Annotated in this window: 17 protein-coding genes; 10 read left to right on the top strand and 7 right to left on the bottom strand. The window is 57.4% G+C overall.

What is annotated here, in order from left to right; all coding sequences use genetic code 11:
• Nucleotides 1-118: 118 nt before the first annotated feature.
• The 5 genes from FHG12_RS02550 to FHG12_RS02570 all read left to right on the top strand — a co-directional run bounded on the left by FHG12_RS02550 (nt 119) and on the right by FHG12_RS02570 (nt 3,972).
• The gene (locus tag FHG12_RS02550) at nt 119-568 is read left to right on the top strand and encodes a hypothetical protein (protein ID WP_139514127.1); all 450 of its coding nucleotides are present in this window, start codon (nt 119-121) and stop codon (nt 566-568) included.
• A gap of 31 nt (nt 569-599) precedes the next feature.
• Nucleotides 600-914, top strand: a complete 315-nt coding sequence (locus FHG12_RS02555) for a hypothetical protein (RefSeq protein ID WP_139514128.1) — start codon at nt 600-602, stop codon at nt 912-914.
• Nucleotides 915-1,120: 206 nt separating this feature from the next.
• Nucleotides 1,121-2,065, top strand: a complete 945-nt coding sequence (locus FHG12_RS02560) for an alpha/beta fold hydrolase (protein WP_139514129.1) — start codon at nt 1,121-1,123, stop codon at nt 2,063-2,065.
• A 108-nt stretch (nt 2,066-2,173) separates the two neighbouring features.
• Nucleotides 2,174-3,253, top strand: coding sequence for a sensor histidine kinase (locus FHG12_RS02565; RefSeq protein ID WP_139514130.1), 1,080 nt, complete (start codon nt 2,174-2,176; stop codon nt 3,251-3,253).
• Nucleotides 3,250-3,972, top strand: coding sequence for a LytR/AlgR family response regulator transcription factor (locus tag FHG12_RS02570; protein ID WP_139514131.1), 723 nt, complete (start codon nt 3,250-3,252; stop codon nt 3,970-3,972). Before FHG12_RS02565 ends, FHG12_RS02570 begins: the two co-directional genes overlap by 4 nt.
• Before the next feature lie 90 nt (nt 3,973-4,062).
• Here the strand turns inward: FHG12_RS02570 and paaN are convergent, their stop codons facing one another.
• Both paaN and FHG12_RS02580 read right to left on the bottom strand, forming a co-directional pair.
• The gene (gene paaN / locus FHG12_RS02575) at nt 4,063-5,730 is read right to left on the bottom strand and encodes a phenylacetic acid degradation protein PaaN (protein WP_139514132.1); all 1,668 of its coding nucleotides are present in this window, start codon (nt 5,728-5,730) and stop codon (nt 4,063-4,065) included.
• A 119-nt stretch (nt 5,731-5,849) separates the two neighbouring features.
• Nucleotides 5,850-6,308 (bottom strand): hypothetical protein, encoded by a 459-nt coding sequence (locus FHG12_RS02580; protein WP_139514133.1) that lies wholly within the window; start codon nt 6,306-6,308, stop codon nt 5,850-5,852.
• A 79-nt stretch (nt 6,309-6,387) separates the two neighbouring features.
• Between FHG12_RS02580 and FHG12_RS02585 the strand changes: the two genes are divergently transcribed.
• Complete coding sequence (locus FHG12_RS02585) at nt 6,388-9,219, top strand: S8 family peptidase (protein WP_139514134.1); 2,832 nt, start codon at nt 6,388-6,390, stop codon at nt 9,217-9,219.
• A 20-nt stretch (nt 9,220-9,239) separates the two neighbouring features.
• On the opposite strand, the gene FHG12_RS02590 is transcribed toward FHG12_RS02585, so the two are convergent.
• Both FHG12_RS02590 and FHG12_RS02595 read right to left on the bottom strand, forming a co-directional pair.
• Complete coding sequence (locus FHG12_RS02590) at nt 9,240-10,553, bottom strand: Y-family DNA polymerase (RefSeq protein ID WP_139514135.1); 1,314 nt, start codon at nt 10,551-10,553, stop codon at nt 9,240-9,242.
• A gap of 18 nt (nt 10,554-10,571) precedes the next feature.
• Entirely contained in the window at nt 10,572-11,060 is a 489-nt protein-coding gene (locus FHG12_RS02595; protein WP_139514136.1) for a LexA family protein, read from the bottom strand.
• A 232-nt stretch (nt 11,061-11,292) separates the two neighbouring features.
• On the opposite strand from FHG12_RS02595, the gene FHG12_RS02600 reads away from it, so the two are divergent.
• A complete protein-coding gene (locus tag FHG12_RS02600; protein ID WP_139514137.1) occupies nt 11,293-11,541 on the top strand; it encodes a hypothetical protein in 249 nt (82 codons plus the stop codon).
• 214 nt (nt 11,542-11,755) lie between these two features.
• Entirely contained in the window at nt 11,756-12,778 is a 1,023-nt protein-coding gene (locus FHG12_RS02605) for a PPC domain-containing protein (protein WP_139514138.1), read from the top strand.
• A 68-nt stretch (nt 12,779-12,846) separates the two neighbouring features.
• On the opposite strand, the gene FHG12_RS02610 is transcribed toward FHG12_RS02605, so the two are convergent.
• Entirely contained in the window at nt 12,847-13,782 is a 936-nt protein-coding gene (locus FHG12_RS02610; RefSeq protein ID WP_139514139.1) for a DMT family transporter, read from the bottom strand.
• Nucleotides 13,783-13,914: 132 nt separating this feature from the next.
• Nucleotides 13,915-16,209 carry an aconitate hydratase gene (locus tag FHG12_RS02615; RefSeq protein ID WP_139514140.1) on the bottom strand — a complete coding sequence of 765 codons (2,295 nt, stop codon included), beginning with the start codon at nt 16,207-16,209 and terminating at the stop codon, nt 13,915-13,917.
• Nucleotides 16,210-16,373: 164 nt separating this feature from the next.
• On the opposite strand from FHG12_RS02615, the gene FHG12_RS02620 reads away from it, so the two are divergent.
• Entirely contained in the window at nt 16,374-17,675 is a 1,302-nt protein-coding gene (locus FHG12_RS02620) for a peroxiredoxin family protein (protein ID WP_139514141.1), read from the top strand.
• A gap of 135 nt (nt 17,676-17,810) precedes the next feature.
• Here the strand turns inward: FHG12_RS02620 and FHG12_RS02625 are convergent, their stop codons facing one another.
• Nucleotides 17,811-19,190, bottom strand: a complete 1,380-nt coding sequence (locus tag FHG12_RS02625) for a cytochrome P450 (protein ID WP_139514142.1) — start codon at nt 19,188-19,190, stop codon at nt 17,811-17,813.
• 195 nt (nt 19,191-19,385) lie between these two features.
• On the opposite strand from FHG12_RS02625, the gene FHG12_RS02630 reads away from it, so the two are divergent.
• Nucleotides 19,386-19,697 carry a hypothetical protein gene (locus tag FHG12_RS02630; RefSeq protein ID WP_139514143.1) on the top strand — a complete coding sequence of 104 codons (312 nt, stop codon included), beginning with the start codon at nt 19,386-19,388 and terminating at the stop codon, nt 19,695-19,697.
• Nucleotides 19,698-19,761: the final 64 nt, after the last annotated feature.

A 19,761-nucleotide genomic window follows, 5' to 3' on the forward strand; every position in this document is an offset into this window, starting at 1 on the left:
AGCTACTTCCGAAGCACAATAGCTATTGAGGAGCCCTAGGAGTTTACTTCATAACATTCACATTATCAAATACTTATAAATTACTAATTGCTTGGCTTGTGCCAGGCGCAAGTTGTTTATGCCCGCTCTCCCACCCGACCTGCGCAAAGCCCTCCTCAATCTGCCGCAGAAGGAAAAAGACCAGCTGCTTTCCCGCCTCGTCAGCCAGGATTCGGTGCTGTGCGAACAGCTCACGTATCGGCTGCTGGAAGGCCCGGAGGCGCTGGAGGACCGCCGCGAATACCTGCGCCGCCAGATCGACGACCCGGTGCGGGGCTTCCACCAAAGCCCGAACGACTTGTTGCTGATTGTGAGGCAGTTGCAAGCGCGCATTGCGTACCACGCCAAAATCACGGACGATGCGTTTGGGGAAGTAGACCTGACCGTGCGCCTGCTCAACCGTGTGTTTGAGCACCAGCCGCAAGTAGCAGCGGGCTTATTGTTCAGTAATTGTTGGCCTTTTTCAGCATCCTTTCGCCGAAAAAGACAGTACATTGAAGTATCTCACCCGGAAGCTTGGCTGGCTTAGCTGCCCACGCCTTCTGCCAGTTGTTACGACCATGACTTACACGCCCAAACCCGAACACATGCGCCCGCCGCAGCACCTGTCGGATGCCAACCTGCGCCAAGCGCTCGAAGAGCTGGATTCCAAAATCAAGACCTTGCGGAACCGGGCGCATGCCACCACGGCCAACTCGCATCATACGTACCATGAGCACATTGCGGCGCTGGAAGTAAAGCGCGCCAAGCTTGCCGAGCAGCTCGGCCCCGCCCCCGATACCGAACCCAACGGCTCCCACCACGAGCGCACGACATGGGAAGAAATCTGGCGCGGCATCGAAGGCCTGCGCGACGATCTGCGCAACATTATTTAGCTCTCGGTAGCTCCAAAGCGGCATCGATTTGGCCCCGTCCCGATTTTACGATCGAGGCGGGGCATTTCTTTGCCTGGGCAGAACCATTCAGCCGGCTTTTTTACCGTTCGCATGGTCTTGCTACCGTTCCTTTAAATGTTGTTTCGCTGCGCAGCCGCCGACGCTAGGTTTGGGACATTATTTCACCTCTCAACCTCTCCTGCGTTATGGAATTGCTGCTTACCCTCCGCCGCCACCTGCAAGCCATTGGGTTGCTGCTCGCCGTTTTTCTGCTGGCTTCGCTTGCCGCCCACGCCACCGACAACCCGGCTGCGCATCCCACTTTCACGGTAAAAGTGACGGGCAAAGGCCGCCCAATGCTGCTTATTCCGGGCCTCACTTGCCCTGGCGCCGTGTGGGACGAAACCGTAGCCCGCTACCAGAAAGACTACCAATGCCACGTCATCTCGCTGGCAGGGTTTGGCGGACAGCCGGCCTCACAGCCCGTTTCCGATCAATTTTTGCAAGATGCTCGAAATCAGATACTTACATATGTTAAAAGCGAAAAGCTTACGAAGCCAGTCGTGATCGGGCATAGCTTGGGCGGCTTCTTGGCCCTGTGGATGAGTGCCACCGACCCAAGCGCGCTCGGTCCGCTCGTTATTGTAGATTCCTTGCCGTTTCTGGCAGCGGTGCAAAATGCTAACCTGACTGCCGACGCGGCCAAGCCCATGGCTGAGGGAATGCGCCAGCAAATGCGCCAAGGCCACATGTCGGTGGCCCAATCGCGGCAAATGTCGGCAGGACTGATGACCGATACGGCCCGCATTACGCAGGCCTCGCGCTGGAGTCAGCTCTCCGACCCCGCCACCGTAGCCCAAGCCATGTACGACCTCTACACCACCGACTTGCGCCAGGATGTAGCTCGTATTCAGCAGCCTACCTTGGTGTTGGGTGCGTGGGCTGCTTACAAAGCTTACGGCTCTACAATGGAAAGCACCCGCGCCATTTATGAGCAGCAATACGCCAAGCTGCCCCAGCACCACATCGAAATGTCGGAAGCCGGCAAGCACTTTCTGATGTGGGACGACACGCAGTGGTTTTTTGCCCAAACGGATGCTTTTTTGAAGCAAAACGCGACGGCGAAGCGTGCGGGCAAAGTACGCTCCTAACCACTGCCCAGCGAAAACAGCAAGCAACAGGTCAGGCTACGGTGAGTGAAGCCCGACAATTCAGTAGCGTTGCAGCTGATCTACTTCTCGATTCTGCATCTTTGCTTTATGTCCGCCCTGAGCCGCCGTACCCGTCTTTATTGGAGCCTACAACTCGGGGGGTGGATAGCCTTTGGAGCGCTAGGCGTGGCGATGTACAGCATCTTTGGCAGGTTCATGTGGCTGGCGGTGAGGCTGGAAGCGTGCGTAGTCCTAACGATGCTTGCCTTGAGTCATGCACTGCGCGAATATGTGCGCCGCCACGCTTGGGTGACCCTCCCCGCTGACAAGCTACTGCCGCGCCTGCTGGTTGCTTTGGGGGTGGTATCAGTAGTTAGCCAACTCATTATTGCTACGCTGGTGGTGTATGTAGTGCGTCCACCGGCGGCCGTGGGCGGCCCGGCCCCGTGGTATCAGTATATCGGCTACGGATTGCAGATTTTCGTCGTGATGCTCATCTGGTCGGGGCTGTATTTTGGCGTACACTACCTCGATCGCTACAAGCAGGTGGAGATTGACAAGCTGAAGCTGGCCGTGGCCGTGCGCGAGGCCGAAATGCGCACCCTGAAAGCGCAGATCAACCCGCATTTCATGTTCAACGGCCTCAACAACATTCGGGCGCTGGTAACCGAAGACCCCAGCCGCGCCCGCCAAATGATCACGCATCTCTCTGATTTGCTGCGCTATTCCATTCAGCTCAACAGCACCGAGCAAGTGCCCCTGGCCCGCGAGCTGGAAATCGTAGAGCATTACCTGGAGCTCGAAGCCGTGCAGCTGGAAGAGCGCCTCGCCTACTCGCTCGACGTCGAGCCTGCCGCCCTCGACGTGCTTATTCCGCCCATGACGCTGCAACTGCTGGTCGAAAACAGCATCAAGCACGGCATCGCCCCGCGGCCCGAAGGCGGCCAGATTACGCTCACGGCCCGTTGCGATGAAGCGCAAGAGGCGCTGTACGTAACCGTTAGTAATACAGGCACTTACGAAACTGATCCTACTCACGAAGGGGTGGGCCTGCGCAATGCCCGCGAGCGGCTACATCTGCTTTTCGGACCCAAAGCTGTGCTGGCCATCGACAACGATTCTGACATGCCCAATACCGTAACGGCCTGCCTGCGCCTGCCCCTCATTCCCCAACCGCACCCGGCATGAACGCCCTGCTCATCGACGACTCGCGCCTCGCCCGCACCGAGCTACGCCACTTGCTGCAAGCTTTCCCCGACGTCACGGTGGTCGGCGAAGCCAAAAACGCCGCCGAAGCCCGCGCCCAGATTCAGGCCCTGCGCCCCGATCTGCTGTTTCTCGACATCCAGATGCCCGGCGGCAGCGGCTTCGACCTGCTGGAATCGCTGGACGTGGCGCCGCAGGTGATTTTTACCACTGCCTACGACGAATACGCCCTGCGCGCCTTCGAAGTCAGCGCGCTGGATTACCTGCTGAAGCCCGTACAGGAAAACCGGCTGGCGGCGGCATTGGAAAAAGCCCGGAATCAAACAGCGATGCCCGCCACGCCCGACGAAGCGGCCGCCCCACCGCTTTCGGCTCAGGATCAGGTATTTGTGAAAGACGGCGAGCGGTGCTGGTTTGTGCGGCTGGCCGATATCAAGCTTTTCGAAATCAACGGCAGCTACACGCAAATTTACTTCGAGGAGCACCGGCCGCTCATCCCGCGCACCTTGCAGCACCTCGAAACGCGCCTCGACCCGAAGGTGTTTTTCCGCGCCAACCGCCAGCAGATCATCAACCTAAAATGGATCGACACGATTGAGCCGTGGTTTAGCAACACGCTCAAAATCAAGCTCAAGCAAGGCCCCGAAGTAGAAGTTTCGCGCAAGCAGTCGGTGCTGTTTCGCGAGATGATGAGCTTGTAGGAGTAGGCGTGTTCCAGCAAGGCATTCAAACAAAAAGCCCCGATTCCGGCCGGAATCGGGGCTTTTTGCATCTATCTACCAATCAAATACTTAAACAGCCGGCTCGCGGAAGCCTACCCACGTAAAGCGCTTGATCACAAACTCGGGGTTGGTGAAGGAGGCGTTGCCGGCGGGGTTGCCGCCCGTGACGTGAAAGTCGGAGAAGCCCGCGTTCTGATTCACGTAGATGCCGCCGGTGAGGTTGAAGCTTACCGGCGTGCCCGCCAGGCTCATCTCGTCCATGATTTGCTCTTTCACCTCTTGGTCGGTGGTGTAGGCTCCGCAGCTGATGGCACCGTGCTCGCGGGCCAACTGGGCCGCCAACCGAATGCTTTCCTGCGTGTCTTTGGTCTTGATAACCAACATGATCGGGCCAAACAATTCCTGGCTGAACTGCTCCACGCGCGAGGCATCGACCTCGTGAATGCTGGGCGAGCACGTCCGGGCGTTCTTGAACGTGGGGTTGTCGACGGTGCCGTGGGCCAAGATGCTGCGGCCGCCGTCGAGGGCCAATTGCTGCACCCGTTCCTGCGTAGCCGAACTCTGGATGGCGCCCAACACATGCGGACCGGCTTTGGGGTTGGTAGCCAAACCCGTCACGGCCGCCGCGATTTTCTGCACCACTTCTTCGTAGGGCACTTGCTGGTCGCCCACTTTCACGCCGGTTTCGGGAATGAAAAAGTTCTGGGGCGCCGTGCACATCTGGCCCGAATACAAACTCACCGAGAACGCCAGGTTCTGAGCCACTTTGTCGAGGTCGTCGCAGGAGTCGAGGATGATGCTGTTGACGCCGGTTTTTTCGGTGAATACGGTTTTGCCCTTCAGGCTTTCCACGTAGTCGCCAAACTGCGAGCCGCCGGTGTAGTCAATGAGCTTCACCGCGGTATTTTCACACAAATCCTTGGTAATCAATCGATTATCAGCGTCAACTCCTAGCTGGCAAATATTAGGATCGAGGTTGTGTGCAGCCAATACTTTCTGCACTTCGGCCACCACAATGGCGATGGGCAACACGGCCTTCGGGTGCGGCTTGATGATGACGGGGTTGCCGGTTACCAGGCTAGCAAACATGCCCGGCACCGTGTTCCAGGTTGGGAAAGTCGAGCAGCCAATCACCAAGGCTACGCCTTTGGGCACGGCGCGCCAGGTTTTGTTGAGGGTGATGTTGTACTTGCCCATGGGCTTCTCCCAGCGGGTTTCCTCCGGGAAGCGCGTCTGTTCTTCGTAGCCGGCGGCAATGGCTTCCAGCGCGCGGTCGGCGGCGTGCGGCCCCGACGCCTGAAACGACATCATGTAGGCTTGGCCGGTGGTGTGCATGGTGGCGTAAGCGATCTCGAAGAAGCGGTCACGCATGCCGTCGAGGGCTTCGGTCAGGAGGGCGGCGCGCTGGGCCGGCTTGAGCTTGCGCCACTGATCAAACGCTTTTTGGGCGCGCTGCACCAGCGTTTCGGGCGAAAAAAACGGGTATTTGACGCCCAGCGGCTGCTGCTCATAGGGCGATTCTTCCTGCCCTACCCATTGCTCGGGCTCGCTTTGCAGCAACTCCGTAAACTGCTGATTGCGGTGGGCCTCAAACTTTTCGCGGCCGAGGCGATCGGCGTCGGCGCCGTAGATGTCGGGAGAGGGATTTTCGGGGAAATGCGCGAAAAAAGTGCGTCCATGCAGGGCTTTGATCGCGTTGTCGAGGGTGGACTGGTGTTTTTGGGTGGTTTCAGTCATGATGGGTTTTAGAAACTGACGGAATTAGTAAGGATAAGGGTAAAAACTTGGTGGAATTTCCGCAAAACAACCCCTAAAGATGCACAACCAACGGCGCAAGCGTGCTTGGTTGGGGCTTTTCACAGAAAATATTCGGGGTAGTCTTTGTAAACTTTCAACAGATCGTCCTGCAACCGGCGCAGCGTGGCTTCGTCCTGGTTTTCGTCTAACAGCTCAATTTGCATCGCGTTCAATTGGCCCACGCAAAGGGTGGCTTTCGACTGATTCTCAGCGATTTTCAATCCGCTGCTGATGCCGGTGGCGGCCGTTCCGAGAAACGTGCAGATGGCAATCAGCCGGCACACATTTCGCCAGCCGGGCGGTAGTGTGCTGGGCACTTTACCGGTGGTTGCTTCTGCCACATTCGCCGCAACCAATTTGCCCTCCGCAGCGCTGTCGCCGGCCAGTGTGGTGGCCAGCAACCCGAAGAAAAGCGAAGCGACGAGCAGGGCAATGTTGAGCCGCCGGTACCGCCGCGCTTTCTTGCTCACGTCCGTCCGGCGTTGGCTTATTTCCGCCAGTAATGCTTCGCGCTTCATACAACCAGTTGGGGGAAGGAATCACCCAAATTCAAGCTAAATTTACAGAATTGCCCTCGAATGCTTTGCTTGTTTGCCTATGAAACCACTGCTACGCCTGGGGTTGGTGCTGGTGTCACTTTTTTTGTTTCATTTCCAGCCGCTCATGGCCCAGACGCGGCCGGTGGCGCCGGGCACCTCCCTGCAACTAGGCACACTCGTGTTCAAGCTCCGGCCAGAGCTGCGCGAGGCGGCCAGCCCCGATGCGGTAGCCGTGCCGGCGTTGCAAAAAGCCTTGCAGCAGCTACACGCCACTAATCTTCAGCAGAAATTTCCGCGCTCGCTTGCGCCCGACCCCGAAAAGCCGGGCGCCGTCGACCTGCGGCTGGTCTATCAGATCCGGTTTAGCACGGACGTGGCGCCCGAAAAAGCCTGCCGCAGCCTGCTGCAAACCGGTGCCGTGGAGTACGCCGAACCGCTTTATACCCGCGAACCGCTCACGCAGCCCAACGACCCGCTGGCCGATTCGACGCGCGCCGACGGCCAGTATTACCTGAAAAACATTCAGGCGTACCGCGCCTGGGACGTGACCAAAGGCGACACCAGCATCGTGATCGGCATCACGGACACGGGCACGCGCTACACCCACGAAGACCTCAAGGACCAGTACAAACGCAACTACGCCGACCCCGTCGACGGCCTTGACAACGACCGCGACGGGTACGTCGATAACTTTCGGGGCTGGGATCTGGCTGATAACGACAACGATGCGTTCCGGCAGTTGGGCAACGCGCACGGCGTGCAGGTCACGGGCTGCGCGGTTGGGCGCGCCGATAACGGCGTGGGTTTGGCGGGCGTCGGGTACGCCTGCAAGTTTTTGCCCCTGAAGATATATCCCACCAACTCGACCGGGTATTTTGCTGGTTATGAGGCCATTGTATACGCCGCTGATCACGGCTGCCAGGTCATCAATATGTCGTGGGGCGGCGCGGAAGGAAAATCGCGGTTTGAGCAGGATGTGATCAATTACGCTGCTATCAACCGCGATGCGGTGCTGGTGGCAGCCGCTGGCAACACCAAAGGCGATTTCGATTATTACCCTGCCAGCTACGATCACGTGCTTTCCGTGGCCCAACTGACTGCCACCGACGCCATTACGGACTACACCACCTACAGCTACCATGTAGCGCTGGCGGCACCCGGACTTAACATTCTGAGCACCAACGGCTACAATGACGCTGACTACGCTTTGCTGTTTGGTGGGTCTTCGTTTTCAGCGCCTATGGTGGCGGGGGCGGCGGGCCTAGTAAGGGCTCGGTTTCCGCAGTACAATTCGCAGCAGGTAGCGGCTCAGCTGCGACAGTCCGCGGACGATATCTATGCTATTGCCGCCAACACGGCTTACCGCGACAAGCTGGGCAAGGGCCGTCTGAACGTGCACCGCGCCGTGGCCCTCACCGACCTGCGCGCCGTACAGATCACGGCCAGCACCTTTGCTCCCAGCCGCCTTGTGCAGCCGCCCGGCGATTCGCTCAGATTAGGCATTGAGATTCAGAACCTTCTGCAACCTGTTGACAATCTGACGATTACATTAACTTCTCTTTCCCCCTATCTCACTGTCCCGCAGGGTACGTATAGTGCGGGCAGCCTGCCTACGCTGGGCCGCGCGACCAACGCCAGCAAGCCGTTTCGCCTGACGGTGGCAGGGCCGGTGCCACTGAACACGAAGGCCACGCTGCGGTACCATATTACGGCTGCCAACGGCTTTCAAGACGATCAGTATGTGAGTGTTACGCTCAATCCGGGGTATGCGGTGCTGGATGCAAACGAGCTGTTGCTGACCCTCACCAGCCGCGGCAACGTGGGCTACGACGGGCTGGGCGCCACTTGGGGCGAGAGCGTTGCGTACCAGAAAAGCGGGGCCCTGCTCTACGAAGGCGGTTTGCTGGTTGCTACCTCGCCCACGCGGGTTTCCGACCGGCTGCGCAACGACCGCAAGAGCAGCGACGAGGACTTTTACCAGCTTGGCCAGCTTACCGTGCAGCAACCCGGCGCTCGCGCCGACCAAGAGGCCTTCGGAGTTTTTCAGGATTCGTTGCCTGCTCTCACTAAGCAACGCACTGTGGGCGTGAAGGTTAGGCAGCACGCATACGCCTGGAGCGCGGCCCCCAACCGCGATTACGTGATTGTTGAATACAAGCTCCGGAACGTGACCGCCGACACGTTGCGCCCGCTGTATGCGGGCCTGTACATGGACTGGGATATGCTGCCCGAGCCCAATCGGAATGCGGCGGCCTGGGATTCGGTGCGGGCCATGGGCTACGCCTACGACAAGGGTTCGCCCAATTTTTATGCGGGCGTGAAGCTGCTGCAAGGCGGGCCCGCCACTTGCTACTCACTCGATAACCGGGCTCCGGCCGGCAGCCCGGTGTACCTGGCCGACGGGTTCAGCGCCGCCGAAAAATTTGTGGCACTCAGCAACGGCACGCGCCAGCGCACCGCCGACCCAACCAACGGCACCGATGTGTCGCAGGTAGTAGGTGCTACGCTGCGCGCCCTGGCACCCGGCGACTCTGCAACCGTTGCTTTTGCCGTTTTGGGCGCCAATACCTTAGCCCAACTCCAAGCGGCTGCCACGGCCGCCCAAGCCAAATACAACGCCGTGCTGCCTACACGCACCGCCACCCTCGCGGCTTCGTGGCAAGTATTTCCCAACCCTACCACCGGGCAGCTACGCGTGGAGCTACCCAGTGGCTTTATGAGCAGCGACTTGTTGCTGCTCAACTCGTTAGGCCAGGTTGTACAGACCGATAAAGTCCGAGCGCCAAATGTCACGCTGGACTTGCGCCGTTATCCGGCTGGCGTGTATGTGTTGCAAATTCGCGGACCGCACACGGTGTTGAGCAGGCGAATTGTTTTAAATCATAAGTAATTTATTATTAAGTATTTATATTAATTCACTTTCCAGATATCCGGCCAATGCGTTGTGTAGCGTGGAGAGCGGAAAGCGGAACGGCCCTGCCAAACGGGGTCGCGGTCGGCGGCGACGGCGTAGCGCACCGTTTGGCGCCCATACCGAGCATTAAGCGTGTCGAGGGCAGCCATGAGTTTGCTGCTCTGCGCTAACAGTTCGGGCGACTTGGTAAACAAGCCCATTTGCCGTTGCGTGGCCGGTTCGAGGCCGCTGAGCACGACGCCAGCTTTGTGATAAGACACACCCGGCCGGGCCAGCTCCTGCAGCCCGTGTAGAGCCGCTTGGGTAAGCTCGCTGGTGTCGTCGGAGGCACTGGCCAGCGTCACGACGGTGGTGTGGGTACTGGGGCCGGCAGTGGGCGCGTATTTATCGGTGCCGAGCAGTACCGTGAGCACGTGGGCGGCGCTGCCCTGCTGTCGTAGCTTTTCGGCCGCGCGGGCAACAAATGTGGCCACGGCTTCGCGAAGCAGACGATGCTCGCAGAGTGGCTTGCCAAAAGAGCGCGAATGCGTCAGGCTTCGCTTCGAGGCGCCAATGGACACCAACTGGCCCTCTTCGTCGCACTCCTGCGGGTCGAAGCTCAGGCAGGAGTGGCCGTGCAGTTCGCGCCACAACCGCACACCTACCACTCCGCCCATATGGCGCCGCACCCACGGCTCGGGCATTGCTGCCAGCTCAGCCGCCGTCCCGATGCCGTTGTCACGCAGCTTTAAAGCGTAGCGTCGCCCAATGCCCCACACATCCTCAATGGGCATGCGCCGGAGCGCGTCCTGCTGCTTGGCCTCTGTGTCGAGCACCCACACCCGCGGCTGCGTTTCCGGCAGCTTCCGGGCCAGGCGGTTGGCCAGCTTCGCCAACGTTTTGCTCGGCGCTACGCCCACGCAGGTCGGGATGCCTACGTGCTGGGCTACCGTACGCTGAATTTCGGTGGCATACTGCACCAAATCAGGGGCGGCGTAGCGCAGGCCGGCCAAGTTCAGGAAAGCCTCGTCGATGGAATAGACCTCTACCTCGGGCGTAAACAAGCTGAGCACCTCCACTACGCGCCGCGACATATCGCCGTAGAGCGCGTAGTTAGACGAGCGCACCCACACGCCGTGCTGCTCCAGAAAGGGCCGCACCTTGTGAAAAGGCTCTCCCATTTTCAGCCCCAGCGCTTTGGCTTCGTCCGAGCGCGAGATCAGGCAGCCGTCGTTGTTGGAGAGCACCACGCCGGGCACCCCGACAAAGCGCGGCTGAAAAACACGCTCACAGCTGACGTAGAAGTTGTTGCAATCGACTAGCGCATACATAGCTATAGTTTTGGCTTGCTAAGACGGCGACCATTTTCGGGGCTGGTTGGCCCAGGCCGCAACGGGCGTTTTCTTTTTCATAAAAGGGTGAATGACATGGGTAACCACGCCCCAGATCTCAAACCGATAGTCGTCGGGCAGCTCGAGGGCTGGGTAGCGCTCGTTGGCCGCTTCCAGCCACATGCGCCCGTTTTCCTGCCGCAGCCGCTTCACGGTGTGCTCACCCTCCACCACCGCCACCACAATGTGCCCATCGACCGGAGTAATAGCCCGGTTGACGACAATAAAATCATCGGGATTGATGCCAGCGCCCAGCATCGAATCGCCGGTTACCTGGGCCAGAAAGGTGGAAGCGGGCCGCTCAAACAAGTAGCGGTGCAGATCCAGGGTTTGATCGGAATAGCCGTCGGCAGGCGACGGAAAGCCAGCGGGCACCGGGCACGCCATCAGGGGTAACTCCAGCGGCAGCGCATCTTCTGCCAACTCAAAATAGACAACTTCACTCATAGAACGCAGGCCGATAGATAGTACTACGCAACCGACGCTGCTATTTACTAATTTTTTTAGCAAATTGTTTTTCTCATCTGCTGAGATTGTTCAATTAATATAGTTTTTTATAGCGGTATATTCCTGGCTTAATTTCATTTTAATCTTATCATTGCGCAATAATTTCCCTGATATATCATATAATTATTTCTTCCAATTTTTTTAGTTTTAGTAAATATTTGTATCTTTGCATATGTCGAAAGTAAAGCTTCCTGTACCTTCTCCCGTCCAGCACTATGCTCGTTGCGTGGACGCCAGCAGCCGCCCCGCAGACTATGTAGGCGAGTGGCCCGAAGCCGGGCGCGTGTATCCGGTGCGCGTGTTGCGTAGTGCTCACACCGGCCAACCCCAGGTACACATTCTCGGTTTTCACGTCGAAGCTCCGTATGGCGCATTTGCAGCCCGGCGCTTCGAAACGGTTGCCGAGGTGTGGCTCAACTAACCCTTTAAGCACATTTTATTTCTGCCGTTTTCGGCTGCTTTCGCTTCGGCAAGGCAGCCGTTTTTATTTTCTGGATCTGGGCATCTTCGTAGTTGTGACAATTCCGTTATTATGGCATAAACATCTGAATATCACATGATTATGTGATTGATCAAGAAATAATAAAGGTGTACCTTCTTCAACTGAACTCTTTCCCACCTTTATTCCTATTGCCATGAATTTTCGAAAATCTACTCGGGTTTTGCCGCTTCTGTTGGTTTTGTCGCTCTCGGGCCTGGCTCAGAACAAGTCGGGTGCAGTTATGCTGAAGGCGGGAAAAGCCGTCACCCAGCCCATGCAGGGTAGCACCAGCTACGACTACCAGGTGCAGCTAAAATCTGGAGAGGCGCTGAAAGCCACCGTGCTGCAAAAAGGCGTCGATGTCGTAATCAATACTTATGGCCCCGACGGCAAGAAAATTGCCTCCTTCGATTCGCCAACCGACCGGCAGGGCACCGAATACGTGACGCTAGTAGCACCACAAACCGGGCGCTACCGCTTGGAAGTCGCGCCCTTCGAGCCCAAAGCCGCGCAGGGCACTTTTGAGCTGACCGTTGGCAAGATCATGACGCCGGCTCAGTACACCCAAAGCCTCGCTGAAGACCGCAAGCGCGCCGATGCCGTGGCCGCTTATTTGCAGACGCCGCATCCTGACAAAACCTACGACGAGCAGGCCGCCGAAGTGATGAAGCTCGACCCTACCGCGCTGATGCTGCCCACTGCTCCGCTGCCCGAAATAGAAGCAGCCCGTTGGCTGGAGGGCACCTGGATATCCACCGGCAAGTCATACGCCAGCGCTATTTCTCCCGAACGCACTTTCTCGGACACCGCCGTCTATCGCTTCGATCCGCAGCACCCCATGATGCTTACCAGAGCCAACAAGCCCGATGGCAAATACGTCCCGGTGATGGCTTACGAGCCCCATAGCCGGCGGTGGGTGCAGGCCAGCATGCAAGCCGGCGAAACCGGCACGGGCTGGAACATGGCAACGGGCAATGGCTGGGCCAACAACCAGCTGATTATGGAAGGCGACGGAGCGTTCATGGGCATCACCAACCATTCGCGCGTGACGCGGACCAAAGTAGACGACACGCACATGCGCATGCTCACCGAAGAGCGCAAAGGCGACGGCACCTGGCAGCCGATTTCGGAAGCCCAGATGGTCAAACAAAACTCAAATAGCGTCACGTCCAAGTAGGGCACGGCACCACAACCAAGCAAAAGCCGGCTTCTCCTCGGAGGCCGGCTTTTGCTTGCGTAAGCCAATCAGGCGGGCTGTAGTTCGGCGGGCTTGCGCTTCCAGCCGATCAGCAACACCCCGATCACAACTAAAACGGTTCCGAATATTTGCTCCGCGAATATCTTTTCGCCCAGGACGAAATGCGCCTGCAAAATGGTAGATACCGGCCCCACCCCACTGATAATTGCCACATTATTGGAGCCAATCATTTTTAAGCCCTGCGACAGCATAAAGGTGGGCAAAACCGTGGCTACTACGGCCAATAATAATCCAAATTGCCACAACTCTTTTCCGGTAGTTAAAGTCTGGAAATGACCTGTGTAAGCAAAGTGAGAAAATACGCCAAATGTTGCCGCCATCATCGCATAGGCGGTGAATTTCGCAGCACCAATTTTAGGAATAATTTTCCCGCTCCCAACGATATAAATGGAATAAGTAATTGCGCATAAAAAGACCATAAAGCTGCCAAAAAGAAAATGCGGGTTGCTTGTATCCAATTGCAGTTCACCAAAATAGGCAATGGCAATACCCAGGTACGTAAGCAGCAGCGCCACTTTTTGGATGCGGGAAATAGGCTGCCCGAAAAAATACGCGTTGATGAATACTGCGAAGCTCGGGTACAAAAATAAAATCAGACGTTCCAAGCCAGCTGACACATATTGTAGGCCAACAAAATCAAATAAACTGCTCAAATAATACCCCAAAAATCCCAGCGAAATCGCCAATACCCATTCTCGGGGTTTCATGCGCACATTGTCTTTGTGACGACTTATTACAAAGGCCGTCACGACGTAAAATGGCAAGGCAAATAGCATCCGTAGCGTGAGCAGCGTTACGGCGTCGGTGTGCGTGCTGCCAAAAGCGGCTTTTACGATAATGGCTTTCGTGGAAAATAGTATTGCCCCGGCCAGTGTGATGAAAAAGCCTACAATCGAAATCGCCTGTTTGGGAGAAGCACTCATTCGGGAAGAAAGGAAATTTTCAGCAGCGGCCCCAAAGTGTATTTGAGGCCGCTACGATTTCAAACGAGCAGAGAAATAAAAAAAGCCGCTTCCTGCTTAGGAAGCGGCTTTTTATAAACACTTAATTATCAATTACTTCTGCGAAAGATTGCTTCCGCTAGCTTCTTTCAAACGGATCAAGTTCAGGGCCGAGCCGGCTTTGAACCACTCAATCTGACCTTGGTTGTACGTGTGGTTCAGCGTGATGAGGTCGGTATCACCGTCGGTGTGATGCAGACGGGCCTGCAACGGCTTGCCGGGCTGAAAATCGGTCAGGCCGAGGATGTCGATGGTGTCGTCCTCCTCGATCAGATCGTAGTCGGCCTTGTTGGCAAACGTGAGGGCCAGCATGCCCTGCTTCTTGAGGTTGGTCTCGTGAATACGAGCAAACGACTTCACGATCACGGCGCGGACGCCCAAGTGGCGAGGTTCCATGGCGGCGTGCTCGCGCGAAGAGCCTTCGCCGTAGTTCTCGTCGCCTACGACCACCGTTCCAATGCCCATTGACTTATACGTGCGGGCTACAGCGGGCACCGTGTTGTAGGGCGTGCCCTGCGTCAGCTGGTCCTTCACCGAGTTGGCTTCGCCGTTGAAAGCGTTGGTCGCCCCGATGAGCATGTTGTTGGAGATGTTGTCCAGGTGACCGCGATACTTCAACCAAGGGCCAGCCATCGAGATGTGGTCGGTGGTGCACTTGCCTTGGGCCTTGATGAGCAAACGCAGCCCGTGGAGGTCGGTGCCTTCCCAAGCCTTAAACGGCTCCAGCAGCTCCAGACGATCAGATTGAGGATCAACGATTACCTGCACGCCAAGGCCGCTTGCAGCAGGCGCCTGATAACCAGCATCTTCTACAGCGTAGCCTTGGGGTGGCGTTTCGAGGCCGTGTGGCTCGTCGAAGCGCACCTGCTGGCCGTCTTTGGTGGTCAGCGTGTCGGTAAGCGGATTGAAGGTTAGGTCGCCGGCAATGGCGAAAGCCGTCACGATTTCAGGCGAAGCCACGAACGCATGCGTGTTCGGGTTGCCGTCGTTGCGCTTAGCAAAGTTGCGGTTGAACGACGTGATGATCGAGTTCTTGCGCTTCGGATCGTCGGTGTGACGTGCCCACTGCCCGATGCACGGACCGCAAGCATTCGCCAATACTACACCGCCCATCTGAGCAAACGTATCGAGCAGACCATCACGAGCTACTGTGTAGCGCACCAGCTCCGAGCCGGGCGTTACGGTGAACTCGGCGTTTACGCTCAGGCCTTTGCTTACGGCCTGCTCAGCGATGGAAGCGGCCCGGGTGATGTCTTCGTACGACGAGTTGGTGCACGAGCCAATCAGACCTACTTCCAGTTTGGCAGGCCAGCCGTGCTCGCGTACGGCGGCGGCAAACTGTGAAATAGGCCAAGCGGCGTCCGGCGTGAACGGTCCGTTGACGTGCGGCTCGAGCTCCGACAGGTTGATTTCAATCAGCTGATCGTAGTATTTCTCAGGCTGCGCATACACTTCTTCGTCGGCGCGCAGGTGCGCGGCAACGCCTTCGGCCAAGTCGGCGATCTCGGCGCGGTTGGTGCCGCGCAGATATTCGGCCATTTTCTGGTCGTAGTTGAATACCGACGTGGTGGCGCCGATTTCCGCACCCATATTGCAGATGGTCGCCTTGCCCGTGCACGACATGCTTTCGGCACCTTCACCGAAGTATTCGACGATAGCCCCGGTACCGCCCTTAACGGTCAGAATACCAGCCACTTTCAGAATTACGTCTTTGGGAGCCGTCCAGCCGCTGAGCTTGCCGGTCAGCTTAACGCCAATCACTTTCGGGAACTTCAGCTCCCAGGCCATGCCCGCCATTACGTCGACGGCGTCGGCGCCACCCACGCCAATGGCGATCATGCCCAGACCACCTGCGTTCGGGGTGTGCGAGTCCGTGCCGATCATCATGCCGCCGGGGAAGGCGTAATTTTCCAGCACTACTTGGTGAATAATACCCGCACCCGGCTTCCAGAAGCCAATGCCGTATTTGTTAGACACCGAAGCTAAGAAGTCATAAACTTCGCGGTTCTCGTCGTTGGCCACGGCCAAGTCTTCCTCGGCACCATCGCGGGCCTGGATGAGGTGGTCGCAGTGCACAGTGCTCGGCACGGCCGTTTTGTCTTTGCCGGCTTGCATAAACTGCAACAGCGCCATTTGGGCGGTTGCGTCCTGCATAGCCACGCGGTCGGGAGCGAAATCGACGTAGGAAACGCCCCGCTCAAACGCCTGAGTTACATTGCCGCCATACAGGTGAGCGTACAAAATTTTCTCGGCCAGCGTGAGCGGGCGGCCAACGGCAGCACGGGCAGCTTCAATGCGCGGCCCCATGCCGGCGTACACGGCCTGAATCATTTCTAAGTCAAACGCCATAATAAAGAAGGAAAGATTGTGAGAGGTTAGGCTCCTGCGAGCGGGCACGCAAATATAGGCGGCCTGCGTTGCGAGACCCAAAGTTATCTTTGTACCCTTACCTTACAAAACCAGTTGCCCTTATCGTTGGTTTAGAGTCGAATTTCTCTTTTTTCTTTTCCATCATGCCTGTTGCCTTCTCTTTTCGCAAGGTGCTCGCTGGGGCCGGTCTTGCGCTGGCCGCGGCGGCCTGCACCTCCAACTCCTCTTCCTCCGAAAAAGCCGCCAGCGGCGAGTCGGCCGCTACCAACACCAATTACCTGAAAGCGGGTACCTGGCGCGGCGTGCTCTCAACGCAGGGCCAGGAAATCCCGTTTCTGTTTGAAGTAGAATCCGGTAATAACAACCAACCCGTGGCCGTGTACCTGCGCAACGGCGCGGAAAAATTAAAGCTCGACGAAATCAAAGCCGCCGGCGACTCTACCACCATTCGGTTGGGCGCCTTTGATGCTGCGCTGGTTGTACGTGCAGATGGCAGCGATAAGCTAAAAGGCACTTGGGTAAAATACGACACGAAAGACCCGTACCGGGTGCCCTTTACCGCTACACAAGGCGAGCAGAAACTGTTTCCGGTTTCCAATGCGAAGCCTCAGTCCTTCGACGGTACTTGGGCGGTCACCTTCAAAGAGGACGATGGCAAAACGTATCCGGCAGTGGGCATTTTCAAGCAAAACGGCACCGACGTAACGGGCACCTTCCTTACGACTACCGGCGACTACCGGTACTTGGCGGGCCAGGTCGACGGGAACACCTTGAAAGTAAGCACGTTTGATGGCAGCCACGGATTTCTCTTCACTGCCAACCGGAACAGCGACATCAATACCATCATCAAAGGCGACTTCTACAGCGGTAAAAGCGGCCACGAAACCTGGACCGGACGGCTCGACGCGAACGCCAAACTCCCCGACGTCAACACCCTTACTGGCATGAAACCCGGTCAGAAAAAGCTCGATTTCAAGTTTCCGAACATCTACGAAGGCGGCGTCATCTCCCCTTCCGACCCCAAGTACAAGGGCAAAGTGGTGGTGGTGCAGATTCTGGGCTCGTGGTGCCCCAACTGCATGGACGAGACCAATTTCCTGGCGCCGTGGTATGAAAAGAACAAGAGCCGCGGCGTCGAAATCATCGGCCTAGGCTACGAGCGCAGCTCCGACCAAAAGAAGGCGTCGGAACGCCTCGTGAAAATGCGCGAACGCATGCATGTGGGATATGACATCGCCGTTGCGGGCGTATCGAACAAAGACTCGGCCAGCAAGTCGTTGCCACAACTGGCTCAGGTTCTGGCTTTTCCGACAACCATTTTCTTAGATAAAAAAGGCGAAGTACGGAAGATCCATACGGGTTTCTCCGGCCCCGGCACGGGTAAATATTATGATGCCGAAATCGCTGAGTTCAATAGAACCATCGACGAGCTACTAAAAGAATAATTCATAACCATCAGATTACCTGACGGTTATGAATTGCGAAAAAGCCGTTGGTTGTGCATAGCACATTTGCTAAGCACAACCGACGGCTTTTGCTTTCTAATGGCAGAGATTAGCAAGCAGGAAGTTCGCGCCGGTTCACGTCCGGAGCCGAAACCGCACCCGAAAATCGTGGCGGGGCCGTAGCGTAATGAGCGGTTCCAGTTGTACGGGCGGCTGCACCACTGGCTCCACGTCGAAACGGCGTAGGGTTTCGAGAAGCACCAGCTGCATCTCGGTGAGCGCAAACTGATTGCCGATGCACAGGCGCGGCCCGCCGCCGAACGGCGCGTAGGCGTAGGGCGCATGTTGGCGTACTTGCTCGGGCGCAAAACGCTCGGGGCGAAAGACTTCCGGCTCGTCCCACAGCTTGGGCGAATGGTGCACGCCGTAGAGATAGATGGATATCAGTGTGCCTTTGGGCAGGAATACGCCGTTGTATTCGTCGTCTTCGAGGCTGATGCGATCCGTAATCCAGGCGGGCGGGTACAGGCGCATGGTTTCCTGTACCACTTGCAGCGCGTAACCAAGCCGGGGCAAGTCGGCAAATGCGGGCCGTCGATCGCCTAATACTTCCGCCATTTCGCGCCGCAGCTTCGCTACTACTTCCGGATGCTGGGCCAGCAAATGCCACACCCACGAAAGGGCATTGGCCGAGGTTTCGTGTCCTGCCACGAGCAGAATGGCAGCTTCGTCGAGCACCTGCGTTTCCGTCATGGGCTGGCCGGAATCTTCGTAGCGGGCATCGAGCAGCATTTGCAGCAAGTCGTCGTGCGTTTCGCCGCTGCGCTGACGCTCCCGGATGTACTTCAGCATCAGGCGGCGCAGTTCGGCGGCATACTGGTCGTGACGGCGATACTGGCCGGTTACGGTAAGCCACGGAAACAAATACGGCTGCCGAACGCTGCGCACGTAAAACGCCTGTATCGCCGTGATGAGCCACGCCATTCGCTGCAATTCGGCCTCGGGCAGATTGCTGCTAAACACCGAGCGCGCAATGATGCGAAACGTCAGGGTCGTCATCATCTCGTGCACCGGCGCTTCCACAGCCCCACCCTGCTGCGCGGCCTGTTTTTTCAGCGGGTCCAGGCAATCGTCGATTACGCTCAGCATCAGGTCAGTAAGCGCGGCAACGCGCTGGCGGTGAAAGCCGGGCTGAATCAGGCGGCGCTGTTGCAGCCAATAGTTGCCCTCGCTGGTCAGCAGGCCGTGCCCCATGTAGCGGGCAAAGCCCAACGACATCCACGACTTCGGGAAGTTGCGGTGGTTTTTCTGCAAAACGTGCTGAATCAGGCCCGGATCGCGGGTCAGCAGCGATTTCTGCACGCCGCCCAAATACATGATCAACGAATCGCCAAGCTCGTTGAGGTACGAGTCGAGCATTGGCAACGGATTGGCTGCCAAGGCCATAGAGTTGCGCAAGGAGCGCAGGCGCGGCACCACCGGCAACCGTCCAACAACAGGTGAAGTAGCGGGCATAAGGAAATTGTGAGGGCTATTCCTAAAGGTAAATACAAGCCCCGAACGCTGCTAGTGTGTCTTGGTCTGGCTGAGCCGATTGCGGCTGGGCTTCACCTTTTTGAGATGCCTTGCGTACACTTCCCAACAAGCGCCGCCTCACGAGCGCCGCCGATGCTCTCGCTCCTTTCTCCAACACCAACTTCTTTCCCGCTTATGTGGATTCAGCAAAAACCCAACACCCCTGCTCCCGTCGATGAACTTCAGGGCCGCACCGTCGGATTGAAATTCGAGTGCAATAAGTGTCACACCGAAGTATTTACAGACCTGATTGGCGTGCCCGCACCCGACTTGCTGGCCAACTCAATGGAAGACGACGGGCAGTATGAAAAAGAAGAAGTAAAGTGCCCCAGCTGCGACATGACGCACGAAATCACCGTGAAAAGCACCTTCGACGGCGTGATGTTCGACGTTTCGGAAGTAGCACAAGGCAGCGTAAGCTACCAGGTAGCCGAACCGGAAGTCTAGTCTGAACCACGGATCGCGGCAACTCTGCCGAGAAGCAGCCGACCCCTGTCAACTCATAAAAAGA

It is taken from the genome of Hymenobacter jejuensis, assembly GCF_006337165.1.
GTDB lineage: Bacteria > Bacteroidota > Bacteroidia > Cytophagales > Hymenobacteraceae > Hymenobacter > Hymenobacter jejuensis.

Bases quoted from the DNA above. Each gene is read 5' to 3' on its own strand.
- FHG12_RS02625 (WP_139514142.1), bottom strand. From the start codon at position 19,190: ATGCCCGCTACTTCACCTGTTGTTGGACGGTTGCCGGTGGTGCCGCGC.
- FHG12_RS02615 (WP_139514140.1), bottom strand. From the start codon at position 16,209: ATGGCGTTTGACTTAGAAATGATTCAGGCCGTGTACGCCGGCATGGGG.
- FHG12_RS02610 (WP_139514139.1), bottom strand. From the start codon at position 13,782: ATGAGTGCTTCTCCCAAACAGGCGATTTCGATTGTAGGCTTTTTCATC.
- FHG12_RS02565 (WP_139514130.1), top strand. From the start codon at position 2,174: ATGTCCGCCCTGAGCCGCCGTACCCGTCTTTATTGGAGCCTACAACTC.
- FHG12_RS02590 (WP_139514135.1), bottom strand. From the start codon at position 10,553: ATGTATGCGCTAGTCGATTGCAACAACTTCTACGTCAGCTGTGAGCGT.
- FHG12_RS02555 (WP_139514128.1), top strand. From the start codon at position 600: ATGACTTACACGCCCAAACCCGAACACATGCGCCCGCCGCAGCACCTG.
- paaN (WP_139514132.1), bottom strand. From the start codon at position 5,730: ATGACTGAAACCACCCAAAAACACCAGTCCACCCTCGACAACGCGATC.
- FHG12_RS02570 (WP_139514131.1), top strand. From the start codon at position 3,250: ATGAACGCCCTGCTCATCGACGACTCGCGCCTCGCCCGCACCGAGCTA.
- FHG12_RS02605 (WP_139514138.1), top strand. From the start codon at position 11,756: ATGAATTTTCGAAAATCTACTCGGGTTTTGCCGCTTCTGTTGGTTTTG.
- FHG12_RS02630 (WP_139514143.1), top strand. From the start codon at position 19,386: ATGTGGATTCAGCAAAAACCCAACACCCCTGCTCCCGTCGATGAACTT.
- FHG12_RS02550 (WP_139514127.1), top strand. From the start codon at position 119: ATGCCCGCTCTCCCACCCGACCTGCGCAAAGCCCTCCTCAATCTGCCG.
- FHG12_RS02560 (WP_139514129.1), top strand. From the start codon at position 1,121: ATGGAATTGCTGCTTACCCTCCGCCGCCACCTGCAAGCCATTGGGTTG.
- FHG12_RS02580 (WP_139514133.1), bottom strand. From the start codon at position 6,308: ATGAAGCGCGAAGCATTACTGGCGGAAATAAGCCAACGCCGGACGGAC.
- FHG12_RS02620 (WP_139514141.1), top strand. From the start codon at position 16,374: ATGCCTGTTGCCTTCTCTTTTCGCAAGGTGCTCGCTGGGGCCGGTCTT.
- FHG12_RS02585 (WP_139514134.1), top strand. From the start codon at position 6,388: ATGAAACCACTGCTACGCCTGGGGTTGGTGCTGGTGTCACTTTTTTTG.
- FHG12_RS02600 (WP_139514137.1), top strand. From the start codon at position 11,293: ATGTCGAAAGTAAAGCTTCCTGTACCTTCTCCCGTCCAGCACTATGCT.
- FHG12_RS02595 (WP_139514136.1), bottom strand. From the start codon at position 11,060: ATGAGTGAAGTTGTCTATTTTGAGTTGGCAGAAGATGCGCTGCCGCTG.